This window comes from Acinetobacter sp. 24-47-67 (assembly GCF_056779735.1).
Genome location: NZ_JBWYIK010000001.1, coordinates 158,779 through 174,640, shown reverse-complemented (window position 1 = coordinate 174,640; position 15,862 = coordinate 158,779). Strand labels below are relative to the sequence as shown.

Here is a 15,862-nt window from a genome sequence, read left to right as displayed (position 1 = left end):
TTATAGAGTGCTATGCGAAGTAATAAACGTCACAAATGTCTCAATGACATTAAATTATCATTTCAACAATCTGGATTGGTGGATTGGCACTTCAATCCACGATTGAGTGATGCACAAAATGATGAAGCCGATGGCGATTTAGCTGTAGCAACAGCACCACCGCAATTTAAGCGACCTCCCTTATACAATGTGGTATTGTTGAATGATGATTACACGCCAATGGATTTTGTAATTGAAATTTTACAACAATACTTTGCATTGAATCTTGACCAAGCTACCGAAGTAATGCTAACAGTACATTATCAAGGGAAAGGTATCGCAGGTGTCTATCCTAGAGACATTGCTGAAACCAAGGCGAATCAAGTCAACAATTATGCGCGCTCTCAAAGTCATCCATTGCTTTGCCAGATCGAGCCACAAGAATAAGGGGATCACATGCTCAGTCGTCAATTAGAAGTATCACTGCGTTTGGCTGTTAGCATGGCTCGTCAAAAGAGACATGAGTTTCTTACAGTTGAACATTTGTTACTCGCACTTTTAGATAATGATTCTGCCGTGAATGCACTAAAAGCCTGCGGTGCAGAAATTGTCAGTTTGCGTAAAGAACTTGAAGAGTATGTAGAGCAACATACGCCTAAATTAGGCGATAATGCTGAGCAAGCGCCTCATCCTACAGAAAGCTTTGATCGTATATTGCAACGTGCAATTTTCCATGTTCAGTCTAGTGGTGGAGATCGGACGGTTGAAGGTGCAGATGTACTGGTGGCAATGTACTCAGAACGAGATTCATTTGCGGTTTATTTGCTAAAACGCCACCAAATCAATCGTCTTACTTTAACTCAATATCTTTCACACGGTGCGCGTAAGGAAGATGTTCCAGCTGAAGAAGAAACGGATGACTTAGATGGTGAAAACTCAGCCTCAGCAAATGCAGGTCCATTAGAACTTTATACCCTAAATCTCAATGCAGAAGCTTTAAAGGGTAAAACCGATCCTTTGATTGGTCGTGAAAAAGAAATTGAGCGTGCAGCTCAAATTCTATGTCGACGTCGTAAAAACAATCCGCTTTTGGTGGGTGATCCAGGTGTGGGTAAAACATCCATAGCAGAAGGTTTGGCTTGGCTGATTGTTAACAATAAAGCACCAAAGCCACTGCTGAATGCGGAAATCTATAGTTTAGATATCGGTGCACTTGTTGCAGGTACAAAATACCGTGGTGACTTTGAGAAACGATTAAAGCAATTGTTAAATGCCCTAAAGAAGAAGCCCGAAGCAATTTTGTTTATTGATGAAATTCATATGATCATTGGTGCAGGCTCAAGTATGGGTAGCACTATGGATGCATCGAATTTAATCAAACCTGCATTGGCAAATGGTACTTTACGTTGCATTGGCTCAACAACGTTTCAAGAATATCGTCAAGTTTTTGAAAAAGATCATGCATTATCACGCCGTTTCCAAAAAATTGATGTTAATGAGCCATCAATTAATGAAACAATTGATATTCTTCGTGGACTCAAGTCTAAATTTGAAGAATTTCATAAAGTTCAATATGATGATGCAGCTCTTGTTTCTGCAGTTGAGTTATCGGCTAAATTTATCAATGATCGCTTCCTCCCAGATAAAGCGATTGACGTAATAGATGAAGCAGGGGCACAACGACGTTTGAGAGCTGATCAAGATAACACTTTGATTACAGTTGAAAATATTGAAGATATTGTTTCGAAAATTGCACGAATTCCACCTAAAACTGTGTCTAAAGATGATAAATCTGTACTTGAGCACTTAGAGCGTGATCTTAAACGAGTTGTATTTGGTCAAGATGAGGCGATTACCGCATTATCCTCTGCAATTAAATTGTCACGAGCTGGGCTTAAAGCACCAGATAAGCCAGTTGGTAGTTTTGTATTTGCAGGACCTACTGGTGTAGGTAAAACTGAGGTAACAAAACAACTTGCAAAACTACTCGGTGTTGAACTAGTCAGATTTGATATGTCTGAATATATGGAACGCCATGCGGTTTCACGTTTAATTGGTGCACCTCCAGGTTATGTTGGTTTTGATCAAGGTGGCTTACTGACTGACGCAATACATAAAAATCCACATTGTGTATTGTTATTGGATGAGATTGAAAAGGCACATCCTGATGTGTTTAATTTATTGCTGCAAGTCATGGATCATGGTTCATTAACTGATAATAATGGTCGTAAGTCAGACTTCAGAAATGTCATTATTGTGTTAACAACGAATATTGGCGCTGAAAGTATTTCCCGTACAAGTATTGGTTTTACAGAGCAAGATAATAGTCGTGATAATCAGGAAGCAATGAAGAAGGCATTTACACCAGAGTTTAGAAACCGCTTAGATGGGGTTATTCAATTCAAAGCTCTACCTACGACAGTAATCGATTCTGTGGTAGATAAATTCCTTACAGAACTTCAAGCTCAACTTGATGACAAAAAAGTTGTTTTAGAGGTGGATCAGTCTGCACGAGATTGGTTAAGTGAAAATGGTTATGATCGTCTGATGGGTGCTCGTCCAATGCAGCGTTTGATTCAAGAGCATTTGAAAAAGCCGCTTGCTGAAATGATTTTATTTGGTGAGCTGGCTGAAAACGGCGGTAATGTAGCAGTAACAGTTAAAAAAGAAGATGGCAAAGCTGTTGGATTAAAGTTGGAAGTATTTGAAGATTCTGCAGCTGAACCAGCATAGTGTGTTATTAATTGTATTAAAGCCCGTTTATTTAAACGGGCTTTAATTTTTGGGTGAAAGTATGGACATACAAGTTACAAAAGTAATATCTACGACAGCTTTATTTTTTCTGACTGCACTGATGGAAATATTAGGGTGTTACTTTCCATATTTGATCCTAAATCAAGGGCGTTCGCATTGGTTGTGGCTACCCACTTTTGTCGCACTCGCTGCTTTTGTGTGGTTATTGACTTTGCATCCAGCAGCATCAGGTCGAATATATGCTGCATATGGAGGTATTTATATTTGTTCGGCATTGTTGTGGTTAAAGTTTGTGGATCAAATGGATCTTACTAAATGGGATATCATTGGTGGCGGAGTGGTTATTTTCGGGGCGCTGATTATCATTTTACAGCCACAAGGCTTAATTCGGTGAGTTGTTATAGGAGAAAGTCTGTTTAATTAAATTAATAATAAATCGACTTTGAATATTTTTGAGAAAAATTTAGAAGCCTATTTAATAAAATTTACATAAAGGCTTTTTAAATTGGCATGAAATAGGCATATATTTTCCGCCTATAATTTTGAAATACTTCAGAGTTTCATCATTATTCGACAACAAACGATGTAATTAGAATAAGGATTTTTCATTTGTCTACAACATATTCCAAGCAAGAAAAAACCAGCCGTATCAAAGGAATTATTGGTGCAGCTTCAGGTAATTTAGTTGAATGGTTCGATTTTTATATTTATGCAGTATTCGCTGTATATTTTACCCAAGCTTTAACTGCGCCAGATATGGATAGTTCTACCCAAGCCATCTATGTGTGGGGTGTATTTGCAGCAAGCTTTTTTATGCGACCCATCGGTAGTTGGCTTTTTGGTCGAATTGCAGATAAACACGGTCGAAAAAAATCAATGGTCATCTCAATTATATTGATGGCTATAAGTTCTTTCATGTTTGCAGCGTTACCAACGTATGAGCAAGTGGGTATGGCTGCACCGTTTTTATTATTAATGGTTCGATTGCTTCAAGGCTTATCCGTTGGTGGTGAATATGGTGCTGTGGCGACTTATATGAGTGAATTGGGTTTAAAAGGGCAACGTGGCTTTTTTTCATCATTTCAATACGTAACGCTCACGGGTGGTCAACTCCTTGCAAGTTTATTGGGTGTAATATTCTTGGCATTTATGTCTGAACAGCAACTCTATGATGGTGGGTGGCGAATTCCATTTATTATTGGTGGTGTTGCAGCAATTTTATCTTTATTAGCGAGAAGTAGATTAGAAGAGACTTTATCCAGTGATGAAAGTGATAAAGAAGATTCTGGTACACTTCGTGAGCTTTTTAAAAATCACTGGAAAACTTTCCTTTTGGTAGTTGGTTATACTTCAGCAGGCTCTCTTAGTTTCTATGTGATTACAGTTTACTCAAAAACTTACCTTACCAATATTGGAATAGATCCTAAAACGGTAGGGTTGATGATGACAGCCTGCATTTTTGTACTCATGGTGGCGCAACCATTCTTTGGTGCATTGTCAGATCGTATTGGTCGCAGAAATTCTATGCTGTTATTTAGTGGTCTGATGGCTATATTTATCTATCCAGTCATGGCAATCGGGATGAGATATTTTAGCGAAACTCCATTCATTGTCGCGATGCTACTGATTTTCCTGATGCTATTGCTTAGTTTGTATACCTCTATTGGCGGTATTGTAAAAGCTGAAATGTTTCCTCCGCATGTACGTGCGTTGGGTGTAGGTTTCTCTTATGCGATAGGTAATGCCGTATTTGGTGGTTCTGCACCTTCTGTTGCCTTGCAGTTTAAGGCCGCAGGAATTGAAAATTCATTTTTTATTTACGTGATCATTATTTTAATCGTATGTTTCTTTTGTAGTTGGCAACTTCCCAAAGAACCTAAATATTTAAAAGATGATCATTAAGATTTAGAAAATAAAAAAGCACCCGAGGGTGCTTTTTTAGTGGATGAAATTAATCTTTTTTTAAGCTTTCATTGATGAGGAACTCAACAAGTGCTTTTTGAGCGTGAAGGCGGTTTTCAGCTTCATCCCATACCACAGCATTTTTGTGATCGAGCATATTTTCTGAAATTTCTTCACCGCGATGGGCAGGTAAACAGTGCATAAATAAACAGTCTGGATGAGCAAGATCCATTAGACGTTCATTGACTTGAAAATCAGCAAAAGCTTTTTCACGAATTTTTTGCTCTTCTTCTTGTCCCATGCTGGCCCAAACATCAGTAACGATAAGGTCGGCATTCACTGCAGCATCTTCAGCAGAGTCTACAACTTCGGCGCAGTGCGCGAATTCAGAGAGAAATTCAGGTTTTGGTTCATAACCTTTTGGTGATGCAATCTTAAGTTTAAAGCCCCACATATGTGCAGCTTCGATATATGAGTTACACATATTATTACCATCACCAATCCACGCAACGGTTTTGCCTTGGATAGCGCCACGGTGTTCTACGAATGTTTGAACATCAGCAAGCAATTGGCAAGGGTGGTGATCATCGGTCAGTGCATTAATAACTGGGACTTTAGAATATTCTGCAAAACGTGTGACAATATCGTGGCCAAAAGTACGAATCATCACAATATCAAGCATGCTTGAAATAACGCGAGCTGAATCTTCAATCGGTTCGCCGCGACCTAATTGCGTATCCCGGGACGAGAGGAAAATTGCGCTACCACCAAATTGGGTCATACCAGCTTCAAAAGAAACACGGGTACGTGTGCTCGATTTTTCAAAAATCATTCCCATTACTTTACCAACAAAGGGTTGGTAGACTTCATGATTATGCTGCATGCGTTTTAATTCTATAGCACGATCAATAATGCGATTTAATTCTGCAGTTGAAAGGTCACGTAAAGTAAGAAAATGTCGTAGAGCCATGGTTACTCCACAATCATTGTTTCGTCAAAATAGTGAATGAGACGACCAATAATTGTTGGTTGATGAAAAAAAACGAGAATCGACTAATATACTATATGTAAAGAGAATTGCAAAAAAACTAGACTTTTTGGTGCCCATCTAGGAAGCGATCGACAGAATAGCTGATGTATTCGATGGTTTCTTGATCGGTTTCAAGTACTGGTATCCCCATTAAAATTTTCCATTCTAAATTTCTTAAGATTCCAAAATATAATTGAGCAGAAAATAAAGGATTTTCACATTTTAACACACCAAGTTTATGCGCATTTTCTAATGCATTTGCGATCGCTAACTGGATATGTTTAGGGCCTTTTTCGTGCAAATAAAGAGCAAGTTCTGGATTTTTTTGGGATTGCTCAATCACGAGGCGCATAAAGGCAGTATGATCTTCTTTTTTAATGTGGCGATGAAAGTTAAGTAGTGTATGTATCAGATAAGATCTAAAATCGCCATGATCTGGATCATATGCAACACAGATATCTTTAAAAAAGAGTTCACGTCGATAATCACATATAGCAGTAAAAAGGCCTTCTTTGCCGCCAAAATATTTATAAATAGATGCTTTGGAGCCTCCAGCATGTTGAACAATATCATCCAAAGACACAGCATCGTAGCCACGTTCCAAGAATAGCGTATTGGCGCTTAGCAATAATGCTAAACGTCGTTCTTGACCACGGCGAGTATGGGGCATATCACAACCAGAAGTTTCAATATGCGGAAAGGGATGTTGCATGCAGTAACAATAGCGAAAAATGAAATTGAAGATGGAGTATAACAAATTAAAGCACTTAACGCCTGACACTCAAAATAATAACAAAATCAAAAAATGAATGATAATTCATTTTTATATGACTAAAGTTTTAGAGCAAAAATACTAAACGGTCATATATCAAACTAAATTTATAGATATACTAAAAACTCGATAATTATAGTAAACACTGTGGAAAGGAATATGACAGAACAATCGTCTGCAGGCTTAAGATTTAGACAAGCATTAGAAGTGGAAAAGCCATTACAAATCATCGGAACTGTAAATGCATATGCAGCAATGATGGCAAAACAAGTTGGCTATAAAGCAATTTATCTATCAGGCGCAGGTGTTGCAAACTATTCCTATGGTCTTCCTGATTTGGGAATGACGAGTTTAGATAATGTGCTTGAAGATGTTCGTCGTATCACTGAACGTGTAGATACGCCTTTGCTTGTGGATATTGATACAGGTTGGGGCGGTGCATTTAATATCGCACGAAGTATCAAGCAAATGATCGCTGCTGGAGCTGCTGCTGTTCATATTGAAGATCAAGTTGCGCAAAAACGCTGCGGACATCGTCCGAATAAAGAAATTGTGTCACAACAAGAAATGGTAGACCGTATTAAGGCTGCTGTTGATGCAAAAACTGATTCTAATTTCGTGGTCATGGCACGTACGGATGCGCTGCAAAAAGAAGGGCTTCAAGCCGTCATTGATCGTGCATGTGCATGTGTTGAAGCTGGAGCTGATGCTATTTTTGCGGAAGCGATGACTGATATAACGATGTATAAAACAGTCTGTGATGCTGTAGGTGTGCCTGTGCTAGCGAATATCACTGAATTTGGTGATACCCCTTATTATACAACCGAAGAGCTAGCAGAACAGGGGATTTCAATGGTGTTATACCCATTGTCTGCGACACGTGCGATGCAGAAAGCAGCATTAGAAGTGATGCATTCAATTCGTAAAGACGGCACGCAAGTGAATGTTATTGATAAAATGCAACAACGAAAAGAATTATACGAGTTCCTTGATTATCATACTTTCGAAAACACACTAGATAAGCTATTCACTCAGGAGAAATAAAAAAATGGCTGAAGGAAAAGTATTGACTGGCGCAGGATTGCGTGGACAAGTCGCAGGTAAAACAGCACTTTCAACCGTTGGGAAAAGTGGTGCAGGCTTAACATATCGTGGTTATGATGTTCAGGATTTGGCGGAAAATTGCCAATTTGAAGAAGTTGCATATTTAATTTTCTTTGGTGAACTACCTACGGCGCAACAACTTGCGGACTATAAAGCAAAACTAAAATCACTGAGAGCATTACCACAAGCACTAAAAGAAGTGCTTGAGCGTATTCCAGCAGATTCACATCCTATGGATGTTATGCGTACAGGTGTTTCTATGTTGGGTAACTTAGAAACAGAACAGTCCTTTGGTGAACAGCAAGATATAGCTGATCGTATTTTGGCAACATTGCCAGCCATTATTTGTTATTGGTATCGATATAGCCATGATGGTGTTCGTATCGAAGAAAATACTGATGACGACTCAATTGGTGCTCAATTCTTGCATTTATTGCGTGGCGAAAAACCTAATGAATTGCATGAACAAGTCATGAATGTTTCTTTAATTCTCTATGCAGAACATGAATTTAACGCTTCAACATTTACGGCACGTGTGTGTGCTTCGACGTTATCAGATTTACATTCGTGTATTACAGGTGCGATTGGTTCTTTGCGTGGTCCACTGCATGGCGGTGCAAATGAAGCGGCAATGGATATGATTGAGCAATGGAAATCTCCTGAAGAAGCTGAGCGCGAAATGCTGGGTATGCTCGAACGCAAAGAAAAAATCATGGGCTTTGGTCATGCAATTTACAAAGACAATGATCCACGTAATGGGATTATTAAGGTATGGTCTGAGCGCTTGGCTAAGGACGTAGGAGATACTGTTTTATATCCAGTATCAGTACGTTGTGAAGAAGTCATGTGGCGAGAGAAAAAATTATTCTGTAATGCTGATTTCTTCCATGCTTCTGCTTATCACTTTATGGGTATACCAACGAAGCTATTCACGCCAATTTTTGTGATGTCTCGTGTAACAGGATGGGCGGCACATGTGATGGAGCAGCGTGCGGACAACCGTATTATTCGACCAAGTGCAGATTACACAGGACCTGAATTACGCAAAGTTGTACCAATTGAACAGCGTGCTTGAAAAGCATAATAAAAAGCTCCTTCGGGAGCTTTTTATTTTGTTGAGCAGAGTAAAATGGCATCTTGTTTTTCGTAGCCTGTTTCAGTAGGAATACCCATATAACTAATAACTGCAACGCGATAATTGGGGAAAGTGTGAGGAAATGCGTAAAGTTTTTTGATCTGAGGTAAATTACGATGATATCGAATATTCTCGAATTGTTGGCTTTTATACATTGAAGGTTTAGAACTTTGGCTGAGTTGTACCTGAGATTGGAATTTACTTACTTTAATTTCAGGCACGTTTAACCAAAAATTTCCAGTCTGTTCTCTTTGTTTATTTAATTTTAGGTTAGCAGTCTTAGGGCTTAATGGCGCTGGTTTGACAAGGCGAGCTTGAATACTTTGAATTTTGCGAAGCGTATGCTGAGTTTCAGTAATGTGATTTCGGCTATTTAATGGGGTATAAATGGATTGAACCTCAATCGCTTTATGTGGGTTTCTGCTGTTGAGCAAATAATAATAAAGTGTTGGTAGTCGACCAGATTCATCATGGTAATGGCGTAAATAATATATTTTCTGATCTTTAATATCTGAACCTAGTACTTCTATTGTCTCCGGACCGCCGACTGTGGCAAAGGAGGGTGAAGAAATAAGGCAGAAGATGATACCTAGATAAGTTTTATGCTTTAAGTGATTATTGTTCATTTGGACTCATCTTTTTGTATTTTATATTGAGCATGATTTAAAATTTTAGAATTATGATGAAGAATAGGTTAATCAAATGTGTTGATTAACCTAAATCTAGAAGTTTACTCGGCAGTAGTGCTTACAACTTCATCTTCATCATCTTCAGCAGTATCCATTCCTAATTCTTTTAGCTTACGAGTCAAGGTATTGCGACCCCAACCTAAAAGCTCAGCAGCATGGCGTTTTCTTCCTCGAGTTTGTTGTAGTGCAGCATTAATTAAGGTGCGTTCAAACATAGGCGTGGCGATATCCAATAATTTCATTTCGCCATTTTTGAGTTTTTGTACAGCCCACTGACTAAGCAACTCATCCCAATGCTGAATAGCGATACGATCTGCTTGATTGTGTGGATGATTTGGATCATCAGATTTTTGGATTGGTAGTTGTTTTAACTCAGAAGGAAGATCTTCTGGGTAAACCTCTCTTCCAGTAATCATCACTGTCAGCCAGCGACATGTGTTTTCAAGTTGACGTACATTACCTTGCCAAGGCAACTGTTTCATGTATTCAATAGTTTCTGTACGTAAAATCTTTGGACTTACACCAAGTTCTTTACCTGCTCGTGCGAGAAAGTGTTGTGCGAGCATCGGAATGTCTTCCGAGCGGTGAGCAAGTTTAGGAATATGAATACGAATTACATTCAGACGATGATAAAGATCCTCACGGAAGCGTCCATCATGTACTAATTTTTCTAGATCTTGGTGAGTCGCAGCGACAATGCGGACATCAACACGCACTGGAATGTGTCCACCGACGCGATAAAACTCGCCATCAGCTAAAACACGCAATAAACGCGTTTGGGTTTCGAATGGCATGTCCCCAATTTCATCAAGGAATAATGTACCGCCATTGGCTTGCTCAAAACGACCTTGTCGCTGAGTATTAGCGCCAGTGAATGCACCTTTTTCATGACCAAATAATTCAGTTTCAATCAAATCTTTCGGAATGGCAGCCATATTAAGCGCAATAAATGGCTTGCTGCTACGTGGTGAATGACGATGCAATGCATGAGCGACTAACTCTTTACCTGTACCTGACTCACCATTAATTAATACCGTAATGTGTGATTGCGACAAACGTCCAATTGCTCGGAAGACTTCCTGCATTGCAGGAGATTCTCCAATGATCTCAGTTGATTGAATTGGCTGTACGATTGATTTCGCAGATTCTTGTTGTTGAAGCTTATTAATGTGCATGATGGCACGATTGACAAGTGCTAGAGCCTCATCAATATCAAATGGTTTTGGTAAATATTCAAAAGCACCTGTTTGATAGCTTGATACTGCTGACTCTAGATCCGAATGTGCCGTCATGATGATCACAGGTAGATCAGGATAATGACCTTTGACTTTAGCGAGAAAGGTAAGACCATCAATTCCTGGCATACGTATATCAGTCAAAATTACATCAGGTGTATCATCAAGTAACTGATCCAGTGCAGATTGAGCTTCTTCGAAACTGGTAACATCTAAACCTTCTTCTTTAAATGTTTTTTCTAGAACCCAACGCATGGCGCGATCGTCATCTATTACCCAAATTTTATTTCGCGACATGGTTTAACTCCCAAGGTATATAAAGACTAAATACGGTTTTGCCCGGAACGGATTGGCATTCAATCATTCCATTGTGTTGATGCATAATATTTTGCGCGATGCTCAGACCTAAGCCTGTTCCTTTAGCGCGTCCTGTGACTAATGGATAAAATACGGACTCCAAAATTTCTTCTGGAACACCAGGGCCGTTATCTTCAATGTCAATTCGAACAGTTGAGCGGTGTAAAGTTCCGTTAATCGTGACAAGGCGATGAATACGTGTACGCAGGGTTAATTCAGGTTGAGTGTCTTGAAAAAACTCATTGTTTTCAGTCATGGCTTGAACAGCATTTACACTGATATTCAACATCACTTGAATAAGTTGATCCCGATCTGCTTCAACATCAGGTAAGGAAAGATCATAATCACGAGTAATTTTAATTTTCTTTTTTGTTTGATTCACAATTAACGAACGAACACGCTCCAAAGGCTCGTGAACATTTACAGGTTCATAGCTTGGTAACTGCCGAGAGCCGAGCATTGTGTCAGCAAGATTTCTCAGGCGATCTACTTCACTAATAATAATGTCCGTAAATTCTTTATATTCAGGGTCATTTAAACTACGTGCCAATAATTGAGTTGCGCCACGTATGCCCCCTAATGGATTCTTAATCTCATGCGCGACACCTCTGATTAATTGGCGTGCGACCTGATGTTGTTGAATAAAATTTTCTTCTTTAGAAATTTTCAACATTCGATCAATTGGATTGAGTTCAATCAGAAGGAGGGGGTGATAACTTTTGCCAGTGTTAAGTTGGGCAACAGAATAGTCAACATGTACATCTTTAAAGTTCACAATAATAGTCGCTTCACGGCGGGTATAAGCTTGCCCCGTGAGTAATGTATTTGTGAGTGCTTCTTCAGTGTTAAATGAATCACCTGGAGATTGTAAAATACTGAGCACAGATTGACCTGATGCTCTTAATAAACTGATATCAAAGAGTGCTTCACATGAGGAATTTAAATAAAAAATATTTAATTCACTATCGATTAAAAGTATCGCAGTGCTCAAGTTGTCTACGAGTAAACGGTAATCAATCGTTGGTTGTTGATTCATTAACCTTAAAATCCTGTCTTAAAATAGAGCAATAGCATCTATGTATTTTTCCATCACTGCTCACAAAGAGGGAGTTATTTAATTTTAACGTCCTCAAATAAAGCAAAATATGAGCCAACTTTGTTTGAAATCGTTAAAAACAACTAAAATGAACTCATTTATTAAGAAAAAAAGCGCGAAGCGATTGCAAAATATTCATGCAAAGTTGGGTTTATTTAATAATGCATCATATTGGTGCGATTGCAATATTTTTTAAAATTTATGGGAATATTTTGGTGCGTTATGCAAAGAGTGGGGTTTTCAACTGTTTTTATGAATTGAAAAGACATACAATACGCGGATTCTAGTGGAGCGCAGATTCATGAAATCCCCCAAAGTCGGTTTTGTTTCTTTAGGTTGTCCTAAGGCATTGGTAGATTCCGAGCGAATTCTTACTCAGTTAAAAACTGAAGGTTATGATGTAGCGTCGGATTATGACGGTGCTGATTTAGTTGTTGTTAATACCTGTGGTTTTATTGAATCTGCAGTACAAGAGTCATTAGACGCGATTGGTGAGGCGATGAGTGCGAACGGTCGCGTCATCGTGACAGGTTGTTTGGGTAAAGATGAAGAAAAAATTCGTCAAATGCATCCAAACGTACTTAAAGTTACTGGTGCAGCAGCTTATCAAGAAGTAATGGAAGCTGTGCATCAATATGTTCCTGAACCTCCTAAACATAATCCGTTTATTGATCTTGTGCCAGAACAAGGTATTCGATTAACACCAAAACATTATGCATATTTGAAAATATCTGAAGGCTGTAACCACCGTTGTACCTTCTGTATTATTCCAAGTATGCGTGGCGATCTGGTATCTCGCCCAGTTGGTTCTGTATTAGAAGAAGCGGCGGCTTTAAAACGATCTGGTGTAAAGGAAGTCTTGGTTATTTCTCAAGATACTTCGGCATATGGTGTAGATACAAAATACAAGCTTGATTTTTGGAATGGTCAGCCTGTAAAAACTAAGTTCTATGATATGTGTGAAGCATTAGGTCAATTGGGTATTTGGGTGCGTCTGCATTATGTCTACCCATATCCACATGTTGATGCGGTTATCGATTTGATGGCACAGGGTAAGATCTTGCCTTATTTAGATATTCCATTCCAACATGCAAGCCCTAAAATTCTAAAACTAATGAAGCGTCCAGCGCATAGTGAAAACACACTAGAGCGTTTAAAAGTTTGGCGTGAAAAGTGTCCTGATTTAGTCATTCGTTCAACATTTGTTGTGGGCTTCCCAGGTGAAACTGAAGAAGATTTTGTGCAACTTCTTGATTGGTTGAAAGAAGCTCAGCTCGATCGCGTTGGTTGTTTCACTTACTCTCCAGTTGAGGGCGCAACTGCAAATGATCTGCCAGATCATGTGCCTGAAGAAATTAAACAGGAACGCTATGAACGCTTTATGCAGGTTCAGCAAGAAATTTCTGCTGCAAAGCTACAAAAGCGTATAGGTCAAACCATGACCGTGCTGGTTGATGATCTTGAAGAAGAGTTTCCAGTTGCAGTGGCCCGTTCTTATGCAGATGCCCCAGAAATTGATGGGAATGTCTTTGTGGAAGATATTGATAAAAGCAAGATTAAAGCAGGTGATTTACTGGTTGTTAAAATCACTGATGCGGATGAATACGACCTTTATGCAGAATTGATTGAAATTAAAACCGCATAATTGTTTGAAGTATTACATATAAATGAATTCGGATATTGGAGTTTGTGATGTTAGATTCTAAAAAACCACGCTTTGGTCGTATTCTGCTAAAACTTTCGGGCGAAGCGCTAGCAGGCAATAAAGATATGGGTATCGACGCGCAGGTGCTTGATCAAATGTCTTTATCTATTGCTCACTTGGTTGGTCTAGGTGTGCAAGTTGGTATCGTTGTGGGTGGTGGTAACCTTTATCGTGGTAGCCAATTACAGCAAGATGGGTTGGTTGGTCGCGTAACAGGTGATCAAATGGGTATGCTAGCAACTGTGATGAATGGTTTGGCGCTAAGAGATGCATTGGTACGTCGTAATATCAAAACCCGTTTAATGTCAGCTTTACCAATCGGTACGGTTGTAGAATCATATTCTAGCCGTGATGCGATTCGTCATTTAAATAATGGTGAAGTTTGTGTGTTTGTTGCGGGTACTGGTAATCCATTCTTTACGACAGATACGGCTGCATGCTTACGTGGTATTGAGATTGAGGCTAACTTAATTCTTAAAGCGACGAAGGTAGATGGTGTCTACAATAAAGATCCAAGCAAATATGAAGATGCTGTTAAATATGATGCATTAACATTCGACCAAGTCTTAGATGAGAAACTTGGTGTAATGGATTTAACTGCGATTTGCTTATGTCGTGACCACAATGTTCCACTTCAAGTATTCGATATGAATAAATCAGGTGCGTTATTGTCAGTGGTTATGGGTGAAAAAGAAGGTACTCACGTTACTAATTGATGTACGTGGCTTTCAAAGCTATTTATACTAAACACTATTTTGATTTAAATTTTGAGAATTAGGTAAGGAAGATCACATGATTAACGATCTTAAAAAAGATGCTGAAGAGCGCATGAATAAATCATTGGACTCATTAGAGCATGGTTTTGCTAAAGTTCGTACAGGTCGTGCACATCCATCAATTCTTAATGGCGTAATGGTTCCTTACTATGGCTCTGATGTGCCATTAAACCAAGTTGCTAACATTGGTGTTGAAGATTCGCGTACATTGCTTGTTCAACCTTTCGAGCGCAATATGGTTGCTGCAATTGATAAAGCAATTCGTGAGTCAGATTTAGGTTTGAACCCAATTACTGCTGATTCAATTCGTGTACCAATGGCGGCATTAACTGAAGAAACACGCCGTGATATGCAAAAAGTGGCACGTAACGAGGCTGAAAATGCAAAAGTTGCGATTCGTAATATTCGCCGTGATGTATTAGGTGATATTAAAGCGTTGTTGAAAGAAAAAGAAATTTCTGAAGACGATGAGCGTCGTGCTGGCGATGAAATCCAAAAAATAACAGATAAATTTGTTGCTGAAGTTGAAAAGCGTTTAGCAGCAAAAGAAGCAGAGTTGATGAAGGTCTAAGCTATATAATGACCATCTCAGCAGAGCTTCTGCCACAACATGTTGCCATCATTATGGATGGCAACAATCGTTTTGCAAAAAAGAAACATCTAGAAAAGGGTGATGGACATCGTGAAGGAAAAAATGTCCTTGATCCGATTGTAGAGCATTGTCGTAAAGTGGGTGTGAAAGCACTTACTGTCTATGCCTTCTCAAGTGAAAACTGGAATCGACCTCAATACGAAGTTGATTTGCTCATGAAACTGTTGGAAGAGACGATTAATGAACAAATTCCTCGAATGATAAAGTTTCAGATTGGGCTCAGATTCATCGGGGATCGCTCTCGTTTATCGCCAGAATTGCAACAATTAATGTTGCAAGCAGAACAAAGGACTGCTACTTTCACAGAAATGACGCTCACAATTGCTGTGAGCTATGGTGGAATGTGGGATATCGCACAAACTGCTAAAACAATCGCACAACTCGTCAAAGAACAAAAAATTGATGTTGATCAAGTTGATGTTGATTTGTTTGCTCAGCATGTCAGTTTAGGTGACTTACCTCCAGTCGACTTATTGATTCGTACAGGTGGTGATTATCGATTGTCTAATTTTTTATTATGGCAATCTGCATATGCTGAGTTGTATTTTACTGAGACGTTGTGGCCAGAATTCACAACAGAAGAATTGGATCATGCCTTTGGTGTGTTTTTAGGGCGTGAAAGGCGCTTTGGAAAAACCTCTGAGCAGGTCCAACAAGAGAAAATAGAGAACTAATA

At 39.0% G+C, this 15,862-nt stretch carries 15 protein-coding genes; 10 read left to right on the top strand and 5 right to left on the bottom strand.

The window, feature by feature from the left end; translation table 11 throughout:
- Positions 1-12: 12 nt before the first annotated feature.
- From clpS to AC1M9K_RS00900, 4 genes are all read left to right on the top strand, one after another.
- Positions 13-426, top strand: coding sequence for an ATP-dependent Clp protease adapter ClpS (clpS, locus tag AC1M9K_RS00915; RefSeq protein ID WP_035263688.1), 414 nt, complete (start codon positions 13-15; stop codon positions 424-426).
- A gap of 9 nt (positions 427-435) precedes the next feature.
- On the top strand, positions 436-2,712 hold the full coding sequence (clpA, locus tag AC1M9K_RS00910; protein WP_481588198.1) for an ATP-dependent Clp protease ATP-binding subunit ClpA: 2,277 nt from the start codon (positions 436-438) through the stop codon (positions 2,710-2,712).
- A 61-nt stretch (positions 2,713-2,773) separates the two neighbouring features.
- Positions 2,774-3,127, top strand: a complete 354-nt coding sequence (locus AC1M9K_RS00905) for a YnfA family protein (RefSeq protein WP_092766358.1) — start codon at positions 2,774-2,776, stop codon at positions 3,125-3,127.
- A 215-nt stretch (positions 3,128-3,342) separates the two neighbouring features.
- The gene (locus AC1M9K_RS00900; RefSeq protein WP_092766357.1) at positions 3,343-4,635 is read left to right on the top strand and encodes an MFS transporter; all 1,293 of its coding nucleotides are present in this window, start codon (positions 3,343-3,345) and stop codon (positions 4,633-4,635) included.
- Between the two features lie 49 nt (positions 4,636-4,684).
- Here the strand turns inward: AC1M9K_RS00900 and argF are convergent, their stop codons facing one another.
- A complete protein-coding gene (gene argF / locus AC1M9K_RS00895) occupies positions 4,685-5,605 on the bottom strand; it encodes an ornithine carbamoyltransferase (protein WP_092766356.1) in 921 nt (306 codons plus the stop codon).
- A gap of 118 nt (positions 5,606-5,723) precedes the next feature.
- A complete protein-coding gene (locus tag AC1M9K_RS00890; RefSeq protein WP_092766355.1) occupies positions 5,724-6,377 on the bottom strand; it encodes a TetR/AcrR family transcriptional regulator in 654 nt (217 codons plus the stop codon).
- Between the two features lie 219 nt (positions 6,378-6,596).
- Between AC1M9K_RS00890 and prpB the strand changes: the two genes are divergently transcribed.
- Complete coding sequence (prpB, locus tag AC1M9K_RS00885) at positions 6,597-7,481, top strand: methylisocitrate lyase (protein ID WP_035263679.1); 885 nt, start codon at positions 6,597-6,599, stop codon at positions 7,479-7,481.
- Between the two features lie 4 nt (positions 7,482-7,485).
- Complete coding sequence (prpC, locus tag AC1M9K_RS00880; RefSeq protein WP_092766353.1) at positions 7,486-8,616, top strand: bifunctional 2-methylcitrate synthase/citrate synthase; 1,131 nt, start codon at positions 7,486-7,488, stop codon at positions 8,614-8,616.
- 32 nt (positions 8,617-8,648) lie between these two features.
- Here the strand turns inward: prpC and AC1M9K_RS00875 are convergent, their stop codons facing one another.
- From AC1M9K_RS00875 to glnL, 3 genes are all read right to left on the bottom strand, one after another.
- A complete protein-coding gene (locus tag AC1M9K_RS00875) occupies positions 8,649-9,302 on the bottom strand; it encodes an aminotransferase (protein ID WP_481588197.1) in 654 nt (217 codons plus the stop codon).
- Between the two features lie 104 nt (positions 9,303-9,406).
- The gene (gene glnG, locus AC1M9K_RS00870; RefSeq protein WP_481588196.1) at positions 9,407-10,897 is read right to left on the bottom strand and encodes a nitrogen regulation protein NR(I); all 1,491 of its coding nucleotides are present in this window, start codon (positions 10,895-10,897) and stop codon (positions 9,407-9,409) included.
- Positions 10,884-11,993, bottom strand: a complete 1,110-nt coding sequence (gene glnL / locus AC1M9K_RS00865) for a nitrogen regulation protein NR(II) (protein WP_481588195.1) — start codon at positions 11,991-11,993, stop codon at positions 10,884-10,886. The genes glnG and glnL overlap by 14 nt, the downstream gene beginning before the upstream one ends.
- 361 nt (positions 11,994-12,354) lie before the next feature.
- Here glnL and rimO point away from each other — a divergent pair, with 361 nt between their 5' ends.
- The 4 genes from rimO to uppS all read left to right on the top strand — a co-directional run bounded on the left by rimO (position 12,355) and on the right by uppS (position 15,860).
- Positions 12,355-13,698, top strand: a complete 1,344-nt coding sequence (rimO, locus tag AC1M9K_RS00860; RefSeq protein WP_035263671.1) for a 30S ribosomal protein S12 methylthiotransferase RimO — start codon at positions 12,355-12,357, stop codon at positions 13,696-13,698.
- A gap of 47 nt (positions 13,699-13,745) precedes the next feature.
- Positions 13,746-14,474 (top strand): UMP kinase, encoded by a 729-nt coding sequence (gene pyrH / locus AC1M9K_RS00855; RefSeq protein WP_035263670.1) that lies wholly within the window; start codon positions 13,746-13,748, stop codon positions 14,472-14,474.
- A gap of 76 nt (positions 14,475-14,550) precedes the next feature.
- Positions 14,551-15,105 (top strand): ribosome recycling factor, encoded by a 555-nt coding sequence (gene frr, locus AC1M9K_RS00850; protein ID WP_481588194.1) that lies wholly within the window; start codon positions 14,551-14,553, stop codon positions 15,103-15,105.
- Between the two features lie 8 nt (positions 15,106-15,113).
- Positions 15,114-15,860 carry a polyprenyl diphosphate synthase gene (gene uppS / locus AC1M9K_RS00845; RefSeq protein WP_481588193.1) on the top strand — a complete coding sequence of 249 codons (747 nt, stop codon included), beginning with the start codon at positions 15,114-15,116 and terminating at the stop codon, positions 15,858-15,860.
- The last annotated feature ends 2 nt before the right edge of the window (positions 15,861-15,862 follow it).

Coding starts and splice junctions, on each gene's coding strand:
- clpS (WP_035263688.1), top strand. CDS start 13: ATGCGAAGTAATAAACGTCACAAATGTCTCAATGACATTAAATTATCA.
- clpA (WP_481588198.1), top strand. CDS start 436: ATGCTCAGTCGTCAATTAGAAGTATCACTGCGTTTGGCTGTTAGCATG.
- AC1M9K_RS00905 (WP_092766358.1), top strand. CDS start 2,774: ATGGACATACAAGTTACAAAAGTAATATCTACGACAGCTTTATTTTTT.
- argF (WP_092766356.1), bottom strand. CDS start 5,605: ATGGCTCTACGACATTTTCTTACTTTACGTGACCTTTCAACTGCAGAA.
- AC1M9K_RS00890 (WP_092766355.1), bottom strand. CDS start 6,377: ATGCAACATCCCTTTCCGCATATTGAAACTTCTGGTTGTGATATGCCC.
- prpB (WP_035263679.1), top strand. CDS start 6,597: ATGACAGAACAATCGTCTGCAGGCTTAAGATTTAGACAAGCATTAGAA.
- prpC (WP_092766353.1), top strand. CDS start 7,486: ATGGCTGAAGGAAAAGTATTGACTGGCGCAGGATTGCGTGGACAAGTC.
- AC1M9K_RS00875 (WP_481588197.1), bottom strand. CDS start 9,302: ATGAACAATAATCACTTAAAGCATAAAACTTATCTAGGTATCATCTTC.
- glnG (WP_481588196.1), bottom strand. CDS start 10,897: ATGTCGCGAAATAAAATTTGGGTAATAGATGACGATCGCGCCATGCGT.
- glnL (WP_481588195.1), bottom strand. CDS start 11,993: ATGAATCAACAACCAACGATTGATTACCGTTTACTCGTAGACAACTTG.
- rimO (WP_035263671.1), top strand. CDS start 12,355: ATGAAATCCCCCAAAGTCGGTTTTGTTTCTTTAGGTTGTCCTAAGGCA.
- pyrH (WP_035263670.1), top strand. CDS start 13,746: ATGTTAGATTCTAAAAAACCACGCTTTGGTCGTATTCTGCTAAAACTT.
- frr (WP_481588194.1), top strand. CDS start 14,551: ATGATTAACGATCTTAAAAAAGATGCTGAAGAGCGCATGAATAAATCA.
- uppS (WP_481588193.1), top strand. CDS start 15,114: ATGACCATCTCAGCAGAGCTTCTGCCACAACATGTTGCCATCATTATG.